The sequence below is a fragment of the Pseudomonas sp. LBUM1643 genome, assembly GCF_059716215.1.
Genome location: NZ_CP166813.1, coordinates 1554329 through 1572316 on the forward strand (window position 1 = coordinate 1554329; position 17988 = coordinate 1572316).

The following is a 17988-nucleotide window of genomic DNA, read 5'->3' on the forward strand; positions in this document are numbered from 1 at the left end:
ACATGACCACGCTCAACAATGAAAAGCCGCTGCTGGAAATACGTGATCTGCACATCGAAGGTCATTACGAGGATGCATGGCATCCGCTGATCAAAGGCATCGACCTGACCCTGCAACGAGGTGAAGTGCTGGGGCTGATTGGCGAGTCGGGTGCCGGCAAATCGACCCTGGGTCTGGCCTCCATGGGGTACACCCGGGACGGTTGCAGGATCACGGGCGGCTCGGTGCATTTCGATGGCATCGACCTGCTGCAGGCCAAACCTGAAGCGCTGCGCAAATTGCGTGGCCTGCGCATTGCTTATGTGGCGCAAAGCGCGGCGGCGTCGTTCAACCCGGCCCATCGACTCATCGACCAGCACGTCGAAACGGCAGTCAAGAACGGCGGCATGAGCCGGGCACAGGCCATGGCGGAAGCGGTGGAGCTGTATCGGGCACTGCGTTTGCCCAACCCGGAACAAATCGGCCAGCGTTATCCGCACCAGGTCTCCGGCGGGCAGTTGCAGCGGGTAATGACGGCCATGGCGATGGCGTGCCACCCGGACCTGATCATCTTCGACGAGCCGACCACCGCCCTCGACGTCACCACACAAATTGAAGTGCTGGCGGCCATTCGCGATGCCGTGGCGACCTTCGGCAGCGCGGCGATCTACATCAGTCACGACCTGGCGGTGGTGGCGCAGATGGCCGACCGCATCATGGTTCTGCGTCACGGCAAGCTGGTCGAAGAAGCCGAAACGCGCACCATGCTCGCCGATCCTCAAGAGGACTACACCAAATCGCTGTGGGCGGTGCGCAGTTTTCACACCGAACCCAAGCCATGCCCCCAGCAGGAAAAACCGCTGCTGGAATTGCGCATGAGCTGCGCCAGTTACGGCCATCAACCGGTGCTGCACGATGTCTCGTTGAGCCTGTACCGCGGCCAGACCCTGGCGGTCATCGGCGAGTCCGGCAGCGGCAAGAGTTCCACCGCACGGCTGATCACCGGCCTGCTGGCGCCGACTTCCGGCCAGGTGCTGTACGACGGCGAAGTGCTGCCGGCAGACTTTCGCCAACGCAGCAAAGAGCAACTGCGGCGCATCCAGATGATCTACCAGATCCCCGATACGGCGTTGAATCCGCGTCAGCGCATCGTCGACATCATCGGCCGGCCATTGACGTTTTACCTGGGCCTCAAAGGCAAGGCGATGCGCGCGCGGGTGGCCGAGTTGCTGGAAATGATCGAACTCGATCCTGCGACGTTCATGGAGCGCCAACCCCGGGAGTTGTCCGGCGGGCAGAAGCAACGGGTGTGCATCGCCCGCGCGTTGGCGGCCGATCCGCAATTGATCATCTGCGATGAAGTGACGTCGGCGCTGGATCAACTGGTGGCCGAAGGCGTGCTCAAACTGCTCAACCGGATTCAACAGCAATTGGGCGTCTCCTACCTGTTCATCACCCATGATGTCGCCACCGTGCGGGCGATCGCCGATGAGGTACTGGTGATGCAGCGGGGCAGGGTGGTCGACCACGGTTCGCGCAGTGCGATTTTCACGCCGCCACACAAGGATTACACCGGGCTGTTGTTTTCATCCGAACCGCAAATGGACCCCGACTGGCTTGACCGGTTGCTGGCCTCGCGGGCGGAGTTATCTACTCAGACACTCTCTTCCAACACCAAGCTTGAAAGCGTTTAAGGAACTGCCATGAAAGTACTGATCGTTCACGCTCATCCGGAGCCGAACTCCTTCACCGCCGCCCTGCGTGACCAGGCTGTCGCCACTCTCGAAGCCCAAGGGCATGAGGTCAAGGTCAGTGACCTGTACGCCATGAACTGGAACCCGGTAGCCAGCGCCGAGGACTTTTCCTCGCGGGAAAACCCGGAGTACCTGGTCTATGCCCTGGAGCAACGCCTGGGCGTCAAGAGCCAGTCGTTGGCGCCGGACATCCAGCAGGAACTCGACAAGCTGCTGTGGGCTGACCTGCTGATCCTCAACTTCCCGATTTTCTGGTTCTCGACCCCGGCGATTCTCAAGGGCTGGATTGATCGCGTGCTGGTGTCCGGTGTCTGCTACGGCGGCAAGCGCTTCTACGATCAGGGCGGCTTGAGCGGCAAGAAAGCGCTGGTGACCGTTACCTTGGGCGGACGAGAGCATATGTTCGGCGACGGCGCGATTCACGGTCCGCTGGAAGACATGCTGCGCCCGATCCTGCGCGGCACGCTGGCGTACGTCGGCTTCGACGTCCTGCAGCCATTCGTGGCCTGGCACGTGCCGTACATCAGCGACGATGCTCGCAAGGGGTTTTTGCAGGATTACGCGCAGCGTCTGGATCACTTGAGCGACGAGCAACCGCTGACGTTCCCGCGTCTGTCGCAGTTCGATGAGGCGCTGTATCCGCTGCCTGTCTGAGCGGGAAATCCCCGAGCTGCAGTGAGGCGAGTTGCACTCCGGTGATCATGCCGATGGACGTTACCCCCCGGCCTTCCTAAACTGGCAACAGTCTGGGGACGGGGGGCAATGGATGAATCGCAATGAGCTACGCAAGGCCGACATCAATCTGATGGTGGTGTTCGAGACATTGATGCTCGAGCGCAACGTCACCCGGGTCGCCGAGAAACTGTTTCTCGGCCAGCCGACCATCAGTTCGGCACTCAACCGTTTACGGGCCATGTTCAACGATCCGTTGTTCATCCGCGTCGGTCACCGCATGGAGCCCACGGCCCGAGCGGAAGAGCTGATCAAGTACCTCTCGCCAGCCCTGGATTCACTGTCGATCGCCCTGAGCCTGACCCACGATTTCGATCCTGCAATCAGCACCATGACCTTCCGCATCGGCTTGTCCGATGACGTCGAGTTCGGCCTGTTGCCACCGCTGTTGCGAGTCTTGCGCCAGGAAGCACCGAAGGTGGTGTTCGTGGTTCAGCATGTCGATTACTGGCGCATTCCCGACCTGCTGGCGTCTGGTGACATTACCGTCGGTATCAGCCAGACCCGCGGCCTCCCGGCCAATGCCAAGCGCAAACTGTTGCGGCACATCCAGCCCAGCATCTTGCGCGCCGATGCCTCCGACACACCGCTGACCCTCGATGAGTATTGCTCACGTCCTCATGTGCTGGTTTCCCACACTGCCAACGTCAGTGGCTACGCCGATGAATGGCTGGCAGAGATCGGGCGTACGCGCCAGGTCGTGCTGTCCGTGCCGCAATACAGCGCACTGCCGGCCTTGCTGGCCGGCACCGACCTGATCGCCAGTTTGCCGGACTACACCGCCGAAGCCATGGCGGCATCCGGACTGCTGTTCAAAGAGCCGTTCCCGTTCAAGACACCCACCCTGGACCTGTCGATGGTGTGGCTCAGCCACGTCGACACCGACCCTGCCGAACGCTGGCTGCGCAAGCGCCTGGAAACCTTCATGAGCGATCGGGAACTGGTACCCACCCCGCCTTGAGTCGGACAACTCTGTGATATACGTAGGACCTTTCCGCCACCCTTCAGGAGCACCGTCATGCCCCACCTGCACATGGAATACACCGCCAACCTGCCCGGCCTGAACGCCGATGTGGCCCTGATCCGGCTCAACAACACCCTGGTGGGTTCCGGTCAGTTTGCGTCTGAATTCGACATCAAAAGCCGCGCGGTGAAGGTCGACACGTTCAAGGTGGGCACGGCAATGGGTGAGCGAGCGTTCGTGCACGTGAAACTCGCGTTACTCAGCGGACGTTCGCCGCAGATCAAGCTGCAATTGTCCGAGAGTCTTTTGGCGGTGGTGCAGGATCTGTGTGAATGGCCGGCGGGGGTGGAAGTGCAGGTGTGTGTGGAGATTCTGGATATTGATCGGGAGTCGTATACGAAGATGGCGATCAGTCTTTAACTCTGCTTTTCAGAGCATGCCCAGACGATTTGCTCACGCAACCAGGCGTTCGCGTTGTCTTTATCAACGCGCTGACACCACTGCATATCGAGGCTAAACCCCGGTAACCCTGGCGGGGCTTCGCAGACAGCAAATCCCGAATCACTCGCCAGCAATTGCTGTATCCGCCGCGGTAACGTCACCACAAAGTCCGTCCCGGTGATCATCTTCAATGCCGCGCCATAGCTATTCGCCCGCGCAACGATCTGCCGTTTCTGCCCTTGTTGCGCCAACCAGCCATCGACCATGTTGGTGGTGGATGTCCACGGCGTTGGAAACACATGCCGGCGTTCGACGAACTCGTCCAGGCTTAAGCGCGATCCATTGCGTGCTGCGCGACTATCAAAGACACACACCAGATCATCTTCCAGCAAGGTCTCGGATCTGAAGTCGCCGTGGCTGCGATGAAAGTCCGGGCCGAAGCACATCACCAGGTCGAGGCTGCCGTCACGTAGCGCTTCGACCGGAATGTCGGTGTCGAACTTGTGCATGTTGACCATCACCGGCCAATCCGCGGAAGCAAAACGCTTCAACAGCCGTGGCAGGATCAACTGCTCGAAGTATTCCGGTGCGCAGAGGTTGAACGTGACGGGTTGCGATGTCGGGTCGAAGGTGGCGTCGCCGGCGTGGCACAGGTTGATGTGTTCCAGGATCTTAAGCACGTGTGGGTACATGCGGTCGGCTTTGTAGGTGGGGTGCATGCCCGTGCGGGTGTTGACGAACAACTCGTCGTCGAAACTGGCTCGCAGTTTTTTCAGGCAGTAACTCACGGTCGACTGGCTGACGCAGAGGGTCTCGGACGTACCCGTGACGTGCTTCTGCTCATACAGGGTGACGAACACCATGAAGTCCTGCATGTCGAGTTTTCTAAGCGCGTTACTGTTGAGCATCCATTGCCTCTCGCTGCGCGTCCTGCATTGGTGAGCGCATGACTGTGCGAAAGATCCTAACGGAACGAAGGAGTCAGGTGAACGCTTTGTCGGAATTCAGCTGTGAGCGACGGCTGGACAGCAACAACGCCAACATGCCAGCGGCTACCAGCACTGCACCGACGATTTCCTGAGGCAGCGGCGACTGACGCAGCCACAGCCAATGGAAAAGCGTAATGAACAGTGTGCTCAGGTAAATGTAGGAAATGACCGAGGAGGGCGCGATGACGCCAATGGCCCGGTGCAACAGCCAGAAGGTGGCAAGGGTGGCGAACAGCGCCAGGTAGATAAGCCAGTAAAGGTCATTGAGGGTCAATAACGGCGCCGTGCGCCAACCGCCGCTGAAGCCACACAACGCCAACAAAAATACGGCGCCGAACAGCATGTTCCAGAAGGTCATGGCCACCGGCCCGCGCCCCTTCAGATTGTTGGCCTTGAGCCGCTGACTCAGGGGTGAGTAGAGCGCCATCGCCAGGCAACCCACGCCATACACCAGCATCGCGTAGAGCGACGGCCATTCGCCGGGACCGGACCCCTTGAGCACCAGCAACACCGCGCCGCCGGCCGCTATCAGCATCGGCAGTACTTGTCGTTTCTGGCGCTCGTCGGGCATCAGTACGGCTTCAAACAGCAGGGTCAACAAAGGCACCAGCGTGTACATCGTTCCGGTATTCACCGCCGAGGTGTAGCGCAGCGCTTCGAACAGCGAACCGAAATACACCGCCAGCAACAAGCCGAGCGCGGCATGGCTGATCAGTCCTCGGACGGTCATGGCGGTGTCGCCCTTGAACAGCAACAGCGGCAGGAACACCACGGCGCAGAGCAGCAGGCGCAGGGCGGTGAGCAGGATCGGGTCGATGGCCTGACTGACCTGCGCCGCCGCGGAAAACGAGCCTGCGATCAGCAGCGCCCAGAGCAGCATGCCGAAGTGGGCGCTGGCGAAAGAGTGTTTCATGCAGGTGTGCCCCGGTCAGTGAATGTGGCGGGCGTAATGCCGCGGATCGAAACGCAGGACCATCAGGATCATCAACGCCATGACCCCGGTCAGCGACCACCAGGCCCATTCGAAACTGCCAAGCTGATCGCGGATCATGCCGGCGATCAGGGGGGACAGGCCGGCGATCAGGTAGCCGATGCCTTGTACGAACGCGGTCAGGCCACCAGCGCGCTGCGGGCTGTCCAGGTGATCCATCGACACGATCAGGCTCATCGGGAACAGCCCGCCGATACCCAGCCCCAGCAGGCAGGGCCACAGCAGGCTCAGGTATTGCGGGCTGAGGATGAGTCCACAGAAACCGGCCATGATCAGCACCAACAACACCACCAGCACCCGACGTCGGTCACGACTGCGGTTGGCAATGGCGGGCGTCACCAGGCCGGATATCACTTCCATGGCGGTGAGAAATCCCAGCAGCAATCCGGCGTTTTGTTCGCTCCAGCCTTTTTCCATGTAATACGGTGCAAGCCAGGCCAGCACACAGGTGTAGGACGCTGTGCCCAGGCCGAAAAAAATGGCGAGTAGCCAGGCGCGGGAATTGCCGAAAAAGGAGGCATTGCTGGAGGGTTTCGATTCCAGCGCGGGCCTCTGTGCAGGTTGTGCAATCCAGAACAGCAATGCCACCAGCGCCAGCACGGCCCAGATCGCCAGGCCCGCGCGCCAGCTGCTGGTGTGCGTCATCACCAACGGCGCGAAGGAGGCGGCGATGGCTGCGCCGCCCATGATCGAGGTGACGTAGAGGCCCATGCACAGGGCAACGTTATCGCGGAAACGGGATTTGATCAGCGCCGGCATCAGCGCCTGGATCAAGGCGATACCGACGCCTGCAATCACGGCGCTGAGGATCAGTTCCGCCGCAGAGTCGAGGAACAGCCGTGAAGCGGTGGCCAGGCCGATGATCAACAATGACAGCACCACCGTGCGCTGCTCGCCCAGTCGCTGGCTGACTTTAATGCCGAAGAACATGGCCAGCCCCATCGCCATCACCGGCAACATGGTGAGTAACGACGCCAGGCTGAAGCTCAGTACGATGTCGCCGCGAATGGCTGACAGCAGAGGACCGACGGCGGCCATGGAAGGGCGCAGATTAAGGGCGACCAGAACAATGCCAAGCATCAACAAGACGGCGGGGCGGGTGATTGCGCGAACGTGTTCCATCAATCGGACCTTGAATGAAAGGAAACGATTAGGCGCGCGAGGGCCGAAACGCCGCAAATCAGAAAGTCCGCACCACTATTTAAAAACTAAATACCGCTCGGGAAAACACCGCCATCTATGAAAACCACACCGACCCTGTAGCAGCTGCCGAGCCTGCGAGGCTGCGTCCGGCTGCGAAGCAGTCGTAATCCAGGTGACGCGATCCATCTGAATTACGCATCGTCTGATTTCACGACTGCTTCGCAGCCGGACGCAGCCTCGCAGGCTCGGCAGCTGCTACAAGGGCGAAAAGGCTCCGATTGTTTAGCCAATCCGCACCCAAAGTTCTTCAAATGCCGATTGAACGACGCAACCGCCCGTGTGACGCTGCTGCATCTGTTCTCTGCGGTCTCTTCTATGGACGGTTGCGCCGTCACACTTCCATCCGATCTAGCCTTCTGGGCGCTGTGGCACTGCCGTCACGCGCGCCCGCCGGATTCCTGCGTTTCCCGTTGATTGTTCTTACAGGTCTCGACTGATTCGTCGGGATCAACAGGGCAGCGCTTGCGCGTTTGCCTGACACGGAAACAAGAGAATTCCCATGAGCAGTGCCACGATTCCCTTCGCCACAAAACAAGAAGCCCTGACCTTTCTGGAACAGAACCCGGATATCGAGATGTTCGAACTGTTCATCCTCGACAACAACGGCGTCCCTCGGGGCAAGTTGCTCCATCGCGATGAACTGCTGGCGGTGTACGACAGCGGGCGACCGTTGCCGAGCACCATTCTGGGACTGACCATTAACGGCGATGACGTTGAAAACTCTGGCCTGGTGTGGGACGTGGGCGACATCGATTGTCGGGCATACCCGGTCAGTGGCAGTTTGACGCGCATGCCGTGGCGTTTGATCCCGACGGCGGCGGTGCAGGTCAGCATGCACCCGACAGAAGGGATGCCGGCGACCATTGCCGATCCGCGGCATTTACTGGCGAAGGTCATCGATGGCCTGCAGGCTGACGGTTACTACCCGGTCATGGCGGCGGAACTCGAGTTCTATTTGCTGGATCAGCAACGCGACAGCAACGGTCGTCCGCAACCTGCGCGAGACGTCGATGGTGGTCGCCCGCGTGGCACTCAGGTGTATGGCCTGCGTGAACTGGAGCAGATCGAGCCGTTTCTGGCCGACCTCTACAGTGCCTGCAAACTCCAGGGCATTCCCGCCCGCACGGCGATCTCCGAGTACGCACCGGGGCAAGTGGAAATTACCCTCGAACACCGCACCGACGCGTTGCAGGCGATGGACGAAGCGGTGCGTTACAAGCGCCTGGTCAAGGGTGTCGCGCACAAGCACGGGATGACAGCGTGCTTCATGGCCAAACCCTTCGATGACCTCGCTGGCACCGGCATGCACATGCACGTCAGCCTGGCGGACAAGGACGGGAACAACCTGTTCGCCAGCGAAGCCCCGGACGGCACGCCGCTGCTTAAACACGCGGTCGGCGGAATGCTCAGTACCTTGCTCGACTCGTTGCTGTTGTTTTGCCCGAACGCCAACTCTTACCGCCGCTTCCAGACCAACAGCTATGCGCCGCTGGCGGCCACCTGGGGCGTGGACAACCGCACCGTCAGTTTGCGCGTGCCCGGCGGACCGGCGTTCTCCCGACACATCGAGCACCGCATCTGTGGGGCCGACGCCAACCCTTACCTGGCCGCTGCAGCGATTCTGGCCGGTATTCATCGAGGCATTCGTGAACAACTCGACCCTGGTGCGCCAGTGGAGGGCAACGGTTACGCCCAGGCGACGGAACTGCTGCCGACCGATTGGCTGACCACCCTGCGGGCACTTGAAGGTTCGACGTGGGCCCGTGAAGCATTCGGCGGCGAGTTTCTCGGTGTTTACCTGGCGGTGAAACGTGCCGAGTATCGGCAGTTCATGGGCGAGGTAGGGGAACAGGACTGGCGTTGGTACTTACATCAAGCCTGAACAAAAGCTGAACCATTCTCAAATAAGTTAAAAGTTTTGGCCTAGTGCCATCAGCCAACTAATCGTTGGCTTCTTTTTCACAAAAAATTGATGGTTGGCTGCCTAAAGTTAGTGTTGTCGCGGTAAATGAAATTTTCACATTTACCGCAGGCACTTCTTTCAGGAACAGCCAACCATCATGTTGAAGTTAAAAGCCGTTCGCCCCGAGTGGGTGACTCTGATTGCCAGCGCGTTTTTATTAACGGGTTTCAATTTCGTGCTCTGGCAGCACCTGTTCGACATCACCACCGCAGACGGCAAGGGCATCGTCATGCGCGTGGCGTTCGGGCTGATGATCCTGGCGGCGTTCAACATCGTATTGACCCTGCTGGCTTTCCGGCCGGTCTTGAAACCCGTGTTGACGCTGATTTTCATGTGCAGTGCCGGCGTGGCTTATTTCATGAGCCAATATGGCGTGCTGATGGACATCGGTATGCTGCGCAACTTCGCACAAACCAACGCCACAGAAGTGCGTGACTTACTGTCGGTAAAGTTGCTGGTCTATATATTATTTCTCGGTGTTTTGCCGTCCTGGTTGTTATGGAGAGTTCCGGTTAGTTACCGTCGTTGGCACCGTGAGTTAGTCAGCAAAGTTCTGGTGAGCGTTGCGTCGGTTGCCGTCATCGGCGGTGTCGCGCTGATTAACTATCAGGGCCTGTCCTCACTGTTTCGCAATCACCATGAATTGCGCCTGATGGTCGTACCGAGTAACTACATCGGTGCGTCAGTGGGCTTTCTGCGTGAGCAAGTCGTGTCGGCACGGCAACCCTTTGTCAAGATCGGTGAAGACGCCCAGCGCAACCCGGCCTGGGAAACCCATGGGCGCAAATCCCTGACGGTGCTGGTCGTGGGTGAAAGTGCTCGTGCGGAAAACTTCGGCATCCTCGGTTACGACCGCGATACCACGCCAACACTGGATAAAGAGCCGGGGCTGATCGCTTTCACCGATGTGCATTCCTGCGGTACGGAAACAGCCGTTTCGGTGCCCTGCATGTTTTCCAATATGGGCCGCAAGGACTACAACGCCAGCAAGGCGAAAAACGAGGAAGGCCTACTGGACGTGCTCAAGCGGGCGGGCCTAGACGTGATCTGGCGTGACAATCAATCCGGCTGCAAGGGTACGTGCGACCGCGTGACCCTTGACGATGTGAGTAATCTGAAAGACCCGGTGCTGTGCGCCAATAGCGAATGTCGCGATGAGATTCTCCTGCAGGGTCTGCAGCATTTCATCGACAACCTGGACAAGGACACCGTGCTGGTCCTGCACCAGATGGGTAGTCACGGTCCGGAATACTTCAAGCGTTATCCGAAAGAATACGAACGCTTCACACCGGTTTGTGAGAGCAATGCGCTGAATAATTGCAGTCGCGAAAGTATCGTGAACGGGTACGACAACACGCTGGTCTATACCGACCATGTGCTGTCGTCACTGATTGATGTGCTGCGTAGCAACCAGGACAAAGTTGATACCGCCATGCTCTACCTGTCGGACCACGGAGAATCCCTGGGCGAGTACAACCTGTTCCTCCACGGCACGCCCTACATGCTGGCGCCGGAACAACAGAAGCGCGTGGCGATGCTGGCCTGGTTCTCCGACAGTTATCAAAAATCGTTCTCGGTAGATACCCATTGCCTGCAACTGAGTCGGGAAAAACCCTTGAGCCAGGACAACCTGTTCCATTCGATGCTCGGGCTGCTGGAAGTCAGCAGCAAGGTCTACAACCAGGACCTGGATATGTTCGCCGGTTGCCGTGGCGCCGTGATCGATGGCGTCCTGGCCAAAGAGTAAGTGCTCGACCTTTTTTCACGCGACGGCCGCTAATCGGCGGCCGGTACTTATTTCCCGAAGAGTCATGCACATGTCCGCGTTGCCACCCTCTGCTGTCGAGCTTGAGTTCGCCCGGCGCTACGACCAGGAACATGCCCGCGTCTGCCGACAGGCGCAACCGCGTGGTCTGGCGGAGCGTTTGACGTTCTGGCGGTCCGAGCAACTGGTGCGTCACGCGTTGAAAGTGGCGGGCGAACCGGGACTGATCCTGGATGTGGCCTGCGGTGCGGGGCGGTTCTGGCCAGTGTTGGCCGAACATGCCAACCGGGTGATTCTTGCCTGCGATCCGTCCCAGGACATGCTCAATCACGCCCAGACCCACCATCCGCACGACGTGCTCAAACGGATCAAGACGTTTCAGAGTTCTGCGTTTTTGATTGGCTTGTCAGCGAATGCGGTCGACAGCATTTTTTGCATGCAACTGTTTCAGCATATCGACGGTGCCGAGTATCGGCTGGCCATGCTCAAGGAGTTTCATCGGGTCGGTCGCGATACGGTCATTGTCGCGGTGCGGGTCGAAGCCCGATTCAAGGGGCTGCGATCCCGCTCGCAGGTCTCACCCGCACAAGGACCGGTCAGCCGGGCCGAGGTAGAAGCCCAGTTCAAGGAAGCCGGTTTGCGCATCGTCAGTCATCAGGACTATCTGCCCGGTTGCATGGGGATGCGGGTCTACGTCCTTCGTAAGGCTAGTTAACGCCCGCCTGTCAGACATTTCTTGCTGCCAGGTGCGTCTTTTCGCTAAAGCTCTTGTTCAGTGGATGCGCGGAAATCGCCGGTCGCGATATATACTGCGCGCCATTCTTCAAGGGAGAGCCGTGTGGCCATCGATATTCACTGGATTCGCGACAACGATAGCCTCGGTCAGTTTTGCGCCGAGTGGCAGAAACTGCCATTCGTTGCCCTCGACACCGAATTCATGCGGGTCGACACCTTTTATCCGATTGCAGGCTTGCTGCAGATCGGTGATGGCGTACGCGCTTACCTGATTGACCCGCTGACCATCGACAACTGGCAGCCGCTGGCCGCGTTGCTGGAAAACCCGGCCGTGGTCAAAGTCGTTCACGCCTGCAGTGAAGACCTCGAAGTGTTGCTGCGCCTGACCGGCAGTCTGCCGGCTCCGCTGTTCGACACCCAGCTGGCCGCCGCCTACCTGAACCTCGGGTTCTCCATGGGCTATTCGCGGTTGGTGCAGGAAGTGCTCGGCATCGACCTGCCCAAGGGCGAAACCCGTTCCGACTGGCTGCAACGCCCGCTTTCCGACACTCAGATCAGCTATGCCGCCGAAGATGCCCTGCACCTGGCGGAAGTTTTCGTACGCATGCGTCCGAAGCTGTCTGACGACAAGTACAACTGGGTGTTGGAAGACGGCGCTGAACTGGTCGCCAACCTGCGCCGCGAGGTGGACCCCTACGAGCTCTATCGCGAAGCGAAGCTGGCCTGGAAACTGTCCCGCGCCCAACTCGCCGTATTGCGTGAACTGTGCGCCTGGCGTGAGCGCGAAGCCCGCGCCCGCGATCTGCCGCGCAACCGTATCGTCCGCGAACATTCCCTGTGGCCATTGGCACGTACCCAGCCGGATAGCCTCGGTGCCCTGGGGAAGATCGAAGACATGCACCCGCGTACCGTGCGTCAGGATGGCGAGTTTCTGCTTGATCTGATCAAGCGCTCTGGCAGTGTGTCGCCTGATCAGTGGCCGCCCGCCGTGCCTGAGCCGTTGCCGGTGGATGCTGCTGCGTTGATCAAGCAGTTGCGCGCGATCGGTCAGGCTGAAGCCGAGCGCCTGAACATCGCGCCGGAATTGATGCTGCGCAAGAAAACCCTGGAAGCGCTGCTCAAGAGCGGCTACCCCGATGGTCCTTACCAATTGCCTGATTCGCTGCGTGGCTGGCGCCGCGAATTGATGGGCCAAGCGCTGCTCGACAGCCTGGCCACGCCCGGAGAACAGCCTTGAAACGTATTTGCTCCATCTACCGAAGCCTGAAGAAAAACGAGATGTACCTCTATGTGCTCAAAAGCGATGCACTGGAGCGTGTCCCGGAATCGCTGATGGCCGCCTTCGGCAAACCCCATCATGCGTTCGACCTGGTGCTGACCCCCGAGCGCAAATTGTCGCGCGAGGACATCACCGTGGTCCTGGAGAATCTCGAGAAGCAGGGTTACCACCTGCAGATGCCGCCGGCTGAGGACGAGTACATCGAACACCTGCCGGAAGAGTTGCTGCGACGCAACGATCCGATGTGATCGGCTGGGGCGCTTCACATCACCTGTGAAGCGTCCTCTCTTGAAAGACTGGAACTGAATTCTTGCCGATGGCCGCGATGACGGAGCACGACTCCGCCGACGGTCGTCTGCGCTGCTTTTGAAAGGTTTGAACCATGCGCGTTCTGATTGCTGAACACGACCACCCCGTGTATGCCCAACTGTTGCGTCAGGCTGCGCCTGAGCTGGAAGTACTGACCAGCGGTGACTCTGCCGAACTGGCCAGCCTGGCGGCGGATTGTCCGATCTGGCTCGGACAGCCGGATCTGCTGGCCACCCTGTTGCGTCAGGGGCATGAACCTCAATGGCTGCAATCGACCTGGGCGGGCATTACGCCGTTGCTGGCCGACGGCTTGCCACGCCACTATCGCCTGACTCGCGCGGTAGGGATTTTTGGCCAGGTCATGGCGGAATACGTCCTCACCTACATGCTCGGCCACGAGCGTGAAGTGCTGCCCCGGCTGGTCAGCCAGGTCGAGCGCAAGTGGGATAACCGCCAGGGCCAGAGCCTGGCAGGTCGCAAGGTATTGATCGTCGGTACGGGCGACATCGGCCAGACGGTGGCGCAGTTTCTGCAGCCATTTGGGGTGGAGCTCTACGGCATCGCCAGCGAGGCTCGCGAGCAGGCCCCGTTCAAGCAAGTGGGCGTGCTGGCGGACTTGCCGCGCCTGGTCGGTGAAGTGGATTACGTGATCAACCTGCTGCCAAACACCCCCAATACCCACGACCTGTACGACGCTGCGCTGTTCAAGCTGTTCAAGCCAACCGGCTTGTTCATCAACGTTGGACGCGGCGTGGCGGTGGTCGATGCGGACCTGGTCGAAGCCTTGAAAGAAGGGCATCTGGCCGGCGCCGTGATCGATGTCTGCCGTCAGGAACCGCTGCCGCAACGTCATCCGTTCTGGACGGCGTGGGGGCTGTTGCTGACCGGGCACAGCTCGGCACCGACTTCGCCTTCGATGATGGTGAATCTGTTTGTCGAAAACCTGCGGGCGTATCAGGCGGGCGAAGCGTTGCGCGGGGAAGTGGATTTCGATCGCGGATATTGAATCCTCACGGAGCCCTGTGGGAGCGAGCCTGCTCGCGATTGCGGTCGAACAGGCAACTTAAATGTTGAATGTGCTGGCCTCATCGTGAGCAGGCTCACTCCCACATTTCGTTTTGCGATGTGATTAAAGGCTGAAATCACCCTCGGCAACCAGCTCGCTCAACGGACGACGCGGGCTCGGTACTTCACGCGCTTGCAGGTAGTCCGCCAGGGTCGACTTGTCACCCAGCTTGCCCACCGCAACCGCCGCATGCAGCGCATAGCCCTCGGGAATGTTCAGCTCCTTGCGGGTCAGTTCCTGATCAAAACCGGCCATGCCGTGGGTGTGCCAGCCGCTGATGCTCGCCTGCAGCGCCAGATGGCCCCAGGCCGAACCCGTGTCGAAGGTGTGCCACAAGGCTGGCGTTTCTTCGGTTGCGCCGGGTGCGGTAAAGGTGGTTTTCGAGATGACAATCACCAATGCCGACGCATGTTGCGCCCAACCCCGGTTGAATTCGTTCAGCAGACCCAGATAACGCTCCCAGTTTGGCGTGTCGCGACGGGCGTACAGAAACCGCCACGGCTGAGAGTTGTAAGCCGACGGCGCCCAGCGAGCGGCTTCGAAGAAGCTCAGCAGGGTTTCTTCAGGAATGGCTCCGCCGGTAAAGGCACGGGGCGACCAGCGATCAGTGAACTGTGGGTGGATGACGTAATCGGCAACGCGAGGGTTGTTACTCATGCAGAGATTCCTTGCTACGTGTGAGTCAGAAAATCGAATGAAAACCGGCGGGCGCAGTTGGGCTGGGCGATGAGGTTTTTCGTGAGCCTGGCACTTCATCTGAATGCAACGCGGTCGGGCGTTAATGGCACGCAGATCTGGCTCGATGCGATTCGCAAAACTACTTGGCGGCGCCCTGGCTGACAAGTCCCGATCTACCGGCAGTCGCCAATGCTTGGCCCGCGAGGCTGCGCGCACTAGACTGGCGGCCTTTTCACCACCTGATGTCGATGCTCGAACCCATGGCCACCCACGTCGAACCGTTCTGGAAACACAAAACCCTCGATCAACTCGATCAGAAGGAATGGGAATCGCTGTGCGACGGTTGTGGCCTGTGCTGCCTGCAAAAGCTCGAAGACGAAGACGACAACAGCGTTTATTACACCCGAATCGCCTGCAAACTGCTGGATCTGAAAACCTGCCAGTGCAGCGATTACCCCAATCGCCGTGAGTCGGTGCCGGACTGCATCCAGCTCACGCCGGGCAAAGCCGACGAGTTCAAATGGCTGCCACCCACTTGCGGTTATCGCCTGGTCAGTGAAGGCAAGGACCTGCCATTCTGGCATCACCTGGTGAGCGGTGATCGCGATGCGGTGCACCACGAACGAATTTCACAATCGGGACGCATGCTCGCCGAAGGCAGCGTGGCCGAGGACGATTGGGAAGACCATCTGATTTTTCGCGCAGGGTAAGGTCAAGCGCCGGATGTTTTAACCTTTCACGAAGGAGTGTGTATGGCTGTGGGATTGCGGCTGGCGTTGGCGGTTGGGTTACTGGCCCTGAGTTCGTCCGTGTGGGCAGCGAAGAAGGTCGATCTGGATTATCACGTACGCCTGTTGCCACAAAGCGATCAGGCGGAGGTGCGGTTGACCCTGGCCCAAGGCTCGGCGGTTCGCAGTCTGGATTTCGATCTCGGTGATGGCAGCCATTACAGCGATTTCAAGGCCGACGGCCAATGGCAGCTCAGCCCTGGCAAGCACACGCGTGGCGTCTGGCGCCCCATTGCGGACAAGGCCAGCCTGACCTACCGCGTGCGCATCAGCCACGGGCGCAAGAGTGGCAGCTTCGACACACGCATGACGCCGACCTGGGCACTGATGCGCGGCGATGATCTGGTTCCCGCCGCGAAGCTCGATCAGCAGGACGGTATCGAACTGGTTTCGCGCCTTGAATTCGAATTGCCCAACGGCTGGAAAAGTGTAGAAACCTCCTGGCCGAGGATCGGCAAAAACAAATTCCGCATCGATAACGTCTCCCGCCTGTTTGACCGACCCACGGGCTGGATGCTCGCCGGCCACCTCGGCACGCGTCGCACACGCCTGGGGGAAACCGAAGTGACGGTTGCTTCGCCTCAGGGGCAGGGCATGCGGCGCATGGATGTGCTGACGTTGCTGACGTTTGTCTGGCCGCAGGTACAGGCTGTATTTCCCCGTCATCCCACCAAGCTGCTGATTGTCGGCGCGAACGACCCGATGTGGCGCGGCAGCCTTGCCGCGCGGGAATCGATCTACCTGAACACGCGTCTGCCGCTGGTCAGCGAAAATGGCTCGAGCGCGCTGGTGCGCGAGTTGGCCCAGGTGTTCGGACGCATCAACGACAAGCAGCGCAGCGACTGGATCAGCGAGGGGTTTGCCGAGTATTACGCCATCGAACTGGTGCGGCGCGCCGGCGGCATGAGTGATGAGCGGTATGCGAACTTGCAGAAGAAATTGGCCAGGGATGGCCAGAAAGTCTCGACCTTGCGGGGGGAACAGGTCAATTCGGCACAGGTTGGCAAAGCGGTGTTGTTGCTGAGTGAGCTGGATCAGGAGATCCGGATCAAGACGCGTAACAAGCGGTCGCTGGATGATGTGCTGCGCGGGGCGATGCGTCTGGAGAGTGTCGACACCAGAGAATTTGTGCAACTTGCCGAAAGCGTCATCGGCGAACCTTCCAAAGTCCTCGATAGCGAGTTGCTCGAGTAAAAATCAAAAGATCGCAGCCTGCGGCAGCTCCTACAGGGGTTCGAGTACTCACCTAACTGTAGGAGCTGCCGCAGGCTGCGATCTTTTGATCTTAAAAAATCAAACCCCGGTTTTAGGGGATTTCAACGAATCATTTCCGGTGACCGTCGCGGTGTTGGTCGCCGCCTCGGCATTCGCCTTCAATCGGCTCAACTCTTCCCCGGCCCGCTCAATCTTCGCCCGCACGTTGTTCATGTCCTGACGGCTTTTTTCCAGCAGGCTTTTGGCCGAACTGTGCCCGGTAATGCCACGTGCCAGCGCCACGCCGCCAATCGCCACTTGAATCAGACCGAAAATACCGCCACGGCGCAGGCCTTTGCCCATCATCACGACACCACCGGCGAGGGAACAGATGCGCTCCCAGCCATGGACGTTCTGGTCCGGGTAGGTCTGGAACGGGGTGGATTCGATGCGTTCTACGCGTTTGAGTTCGCTCATGATCTGTCTCCTGGCGGAAATGGCTGCTTCAAGAATAGATAATTAAGCTGACTGCCGAAGCGGCCGGCTTGTTCCATTGGATGTGCGGCGATTCAGCGGAATTTCGGCCCCGAGCGGGTATTCAGGCCCTTGGCCATGCGGTCATAGAGCACGACATTGACCGTGGCAGCGAGGTTCATGCAGCCGGTAGTCGGGATGTACACCACGTCTTCGCACCAGTCGCGAATCTCTTTATCCAGCGAGCCGTCTTCCGGGCCGAAGATGTACAGCGCGCGGTCCGGGTGGGTGTATTCGGGCAGCGGGCGGGCGCCTTCAACCAGTTCCACGGCGACCGGTACGCAATTGAGCGGCAGGATTTTCTTAAGGTCATCGATGCCGATCAGCGGGATGTCGTAATGGACGCGCTTGGTGTCGGTAACGAAGTCGGCGGCGCGTTCATAACGCTTGCCGGTGTAGAACACTGAGGCCACGCCATAGCAGCCGGCGGCGCGCATGACCGAACCGACGTTTTCCGGTGATTTGGGGTTATACAAACCAATGCAGCTGTACCGTTTGTCTGCCACGAGCGGGGTGCCTTCGGGGAAAAAACGGCGATTATACGGGGATTGGGGGAGGGGTGTTTGGTTTGAGATTGATGGTGTCTGGCCTGCCCTCATCGCGAGCAGGCTCGCTCCCACAATG

General features: G+C 59.6%; 18 protein-coding genes. 12 read left to right on the forward strand and 6 right to left on the reverse strand.

The window, feature by feature from the left end; translation table 11 throughout:
• Positions 1–2: 2 nt before the first annotated feature.
• The 4 genes from ACA063_RS06955 to ACA063_RS06970 all read left to right on the forward strand — a co-directional run bounded on the left by ACA063_RS06955 (position 3) and on the right by ACA063_RS06970 (position 3849).
• A complete protein-coding gene (locus ACA063_RS06955; protein WP_497665284.1) occupies positions 3–1673 on the forward strand; it encodes an ABC transporter ATP-binding protein in 1671 nt (556 codons plus the stop codon).
• Between the two features lie 9 nt (positions 1674–1682).
• Positions 1683–2387, forward strand: a complete 705-nt coding sequence (locus ACA063_RS06960; protein ID WP_497665285.1) for an NAD(P)H-dependent oxidoreductase — start codon at positions 1683–1685, stop codon at positions 2385–2387.
• Between the two features lie 112 nt (positions 2388–2499).
• A complete protein-coding gene (locus ACA063_RS06965) occupies positions 2500–3426 on the forward strand; it encodes a LysR substrate-binding domain-containing protein (protein WP_497665286.1) in 927 nt (308 codons plus the stop codon).
• Between the two features lie 57 nt (positions 3427–3483).
• Positions 3484–3849 carry a 5-carboxymethyl-2-hydroxymuconate Delta-isomerase gene (locus ACA063_RS06970; RefSeq protein WP_497665287.1) on the forward strand — a complete coding sequence of 122 codons (366 nt, stop codon included), beginning with the start codon at positions 3484–3486 and terminating at the stop codon, positions 3847–3849.
• Here the strand turns inward: ACA063_RS06970 and ACA063_RS06975 are convergent.
• From ACA063_RS06975 to ACA063_RS06985, 3 genes are all read right to left on the reverse strand, one after another.
• Complete coding sequence (locus ACA063_RS06975) at positions 3846–4778, reverse strand: LysR family transcriptional regulator (protein WP_497665288.1); 933 nt, start codon at positions 4776–4778, stop codon at positions 3846–3848. The genes ACA063_RS06970 and ACA063_RS06975 overlap by 4 nt on opposite strands.
• Before the next feature lie 73 nt (positions 4779–4851).
• Positions 4852–5772, reverse strand: a complete 921-nt coding sequence (locus tag ACA063_RS06980) for a DMT family transporter (RefSeq protein WP_497665289.1) — start codon at positions 5770–5772, stop codon at positions 4852–4854.
• Positions 5773–5787: 15 nt separating this feature from the next.
• The gene (locus tag ACA063_RS06985) at positions 5788–6972 is read right to left on the reverse strand and encodes a cyanate transporter (protein WP_497665290.1); all 1185 of its coding nucleotides are present in this window, start codon (positions 6970–6972) and stop codon (positions 5788–5790) included.
• A gap of 595 nt (positions 6973–7567) precedes the next feature.
• On the opposite strand from ACA063_RS06985, the gene ACA063_RS06990 reads away from it, so the two are divergent.
• The 6 genes from ACA063_RS06990 to ACA063_RS07015 all read left to right on the forward strand — a co-directional run bounded on the left by ACA063_RS06990 (position 7568) and on the right by ACA063_RS07015 (position 14110).
• Entirely contained in the window at positions 7568–8935 is a 1368-nt protein-coding gene (locus ACA063_RS06990; RefSeq protein ID WP_497666483.1) for a glutamine synthetase family protein, read from the forward strand.
• Positions 8936–9113: 178 nt separating this feature from the next.
• Entirely contained in the window at positions 9114–10763 is a 1650-nt protein-coding gene (locus ACA063_RS06995) for a phosphoethanolamine transferase (RefSeq protein ID WP_497665291.1), read from the forward strand.
• A gap of 70 nt (positions 10764–10833) precedes the next feature.
• A complete protein-coding gene (locus tag ACA063_RS07000) occupies positions 10834–11496 on the forward strand; it encodes a class I SAM-dependent methyltransferase (protein WP_497665292.1) in 663 nt (220 codons plus the stop codon).
• Between the two features lie 123 nt (positions 11497–11619).
• Positions 11620–12753: a ribonuclease D gene (gene rnd / locus ACA063_RS07005; protein ID WP_497665293.1), complete on the forward strand. Its 1134-nt coding sequence runs from the start codon at positions 11620–11622 to the stop codon at positions 12751–12753.
• Complete coding sequence (locus ACA063_RS07010; RefSeq protein ID WP_007898694.1) at positions 12750–13043, forward strand: YcgL domain-containing protein; 294 nt, start codon at positions 12750–12752, stop codon at positions 13041–13043. Before rnd ends, ACA063_RS07010 begins: the two co-directional genes overlap by 4 nt.
• Positions 13044–13177: 134 nt before the next feature.
• A complete protein-coding gene (locus tag ACA063_RS07015; RefSeq protein WP_497665294.1) occupies positions 13178–14110 on the forward strand; it encodes a D-2-hydroxyacid dehydrogenase in 933 nt (310 codons plus the stop codon).
• Between the two features lie 123 nt (positions 14111–14233).
• Here ACA063_RS07015 and ACA063_RS07020 read toward each other — a convergent pair whose 3' ends face one another.
• Positions 14234–14827, reverse strand: coding sequence for a nitroreductase family protein (locus tag ACA063_RS07020; protein WP_497665295.1), 594 nt, complete (start codon positions 14825–14827; stop codon positions 14234–14236).
• A gap of 281 nt (positions 14828–15108) precedes the next feature.
• On the opposite strand from ACA063_RS07020, the gene ACA063_RS07025 reads away from it, so the two are divergent.
• Together ACA063_RS07025 and ACA063_RS07030 are read left to right on the forward strand one after the other, a co-directional pair.
• Positions 15109–15558, forward strand: coding sequence for a YcgN family cysteine cluster protein (locus ACA063_RS07025; RefSeq protein WP_497665296.1), 450 nt, complete (start codon positions 15109–15111; stop codon positions 15556–15558).
• Between the two features lie 42 nt (positions 15559–15600).
• Complete coding sequence (locus ACA063_RS07030; protein WP_497665297.1) at positions 15601–16830, forward strand: hypothetical protein; 1230 nt, start codon at positions 15601–15603, stop codon at positions 16828–16830.
• A gap of 99 nt (positions 16831–16929) precedes the next feature.
• On the opposite strand, the gene ACA063_RS07035 is transcribed toward ACA063_RS07030, so the two are convergent.
• Together ACA063_RS07035 and ACA063_RS07040 are read right to left on the reverse strand one after the other, a co-directional pair.
• Positions 16930–17307, reverse strand: a complete 378-nt coding sequence (locus ACA063_RS07035; protein ID WP_497665298.1) for a YgaP family membrane protein — start codon at positions 17305–17307, stop codon at positions 16930–16932.
• Positions 17308–17399: 92 nt separating this feature from the next.
• Positions 17400–17870 carry an RNA methyltransferase gene (locus ACA063_RS07040; protein WP_007911337.1) on the reverse strand — a complete coding sequence of 157 codons (471 nt, stop codon included), beginning with the start codon at positions 17868–17870 and terminating at the stop codon, positions 17400–17402.
• Positions 17871–17988: the final 118 nt, after the last annotated feature.

Coding starts and splice junctions, on each gene's coding strand:
- ACA063_RS06985 (WP_497665290.1), bottom strand. CDS start 6,972: ATGGAACACGTTCGCGCAATCACCCGCCCCGCCGTCTTGTTGATGCTT.
- ACA063_RS07030 (WP_497665297.1), top strand. CDS start 15,601: ATGGCTGTGGGATTGCGGCTGGCGTTGGCGGTTGGGTTACTGGCCCTG.
- ACA063_RS07025 (WP_497665296.1), top strand. CDS start 15,109: ATGGCCACCCACGTCGAACCGTTCTGGAAACACAAAACCCTCGATCAA.
- ACA063_RS07000 (WP_497665292.1), top strand. CDS start 10,834: ATGTCCGCGTTGCCACCCTCTGCTGTCGAGCTTGAGTTCGCCCGGCGC.
- ACA063_RS06955 (WP_497665284.1), top strand. CDS start 3: ATGACCACGCTCAACAATGAAAAGCCGCTGCTGGAAATACGTGATCTG.
- ACA063_RS06960 (WP_497665285.1), top strand. CDS start 1,683: ATGAAAGTACTGATCGTTCACGCTCATCCGGAGCCGAACTCCTTCACC.
- ACA063_RS06975 (WP_497665288.1), bottom strand. CDS start 4,778: ATGCTCAACAGTAACGCGCTTAGAAAACTCGACATGCAGGACTTCATG.
- ACA063_RS07035 (WP_497665298.1), bottom strand. CDS start 17,307: ATGAGCGAACTCAAACGCGTAGAACGCATCGAATCCACCCCGTTCCAG.
- ACA063_RS06980 (WP_497665289.1), bottom strand. CDS start 5,772: ATGAAACACTCTTTCGCCAGCGCCCACTTCGGCATGCTGCTCTGGGCG.
- ACA063_RS06995 (WP_497665291.1), top strand. CDS start 9,114: ATGTTGAAGTTAAAAGCCGTTCGCCCCGAGTGGGTGACTCTGATTGCC.
- ACA063_RS06965 (WP_497665286.1), top strand. CDS start 2,500: ATGAATCGCAATGAGCTACGCAAGGCCGACATCAATCTGATGGTGGTG.
- ACA063_RS07015 (WP_497665294.1), top strand. CDS start 13,178: ATGCGCGTTCTGATTGCTGAACACGACCACCCCGTGTATGCCCAACTG.
- ACA063_RS06970 (WP_497665287.1), top strand. CDS start 3,484: ATGCCCCACCTGCACATGGAATACACCGCCAACCTGCCCGGCCTGAAC.
- ACA063_RS07020 (WP_497665295.1), bottom strand. CDS start 14,827: ATGAGTAACAACCCTCGCGTTGCCGATTACGTCATCCACCCACAGTTC.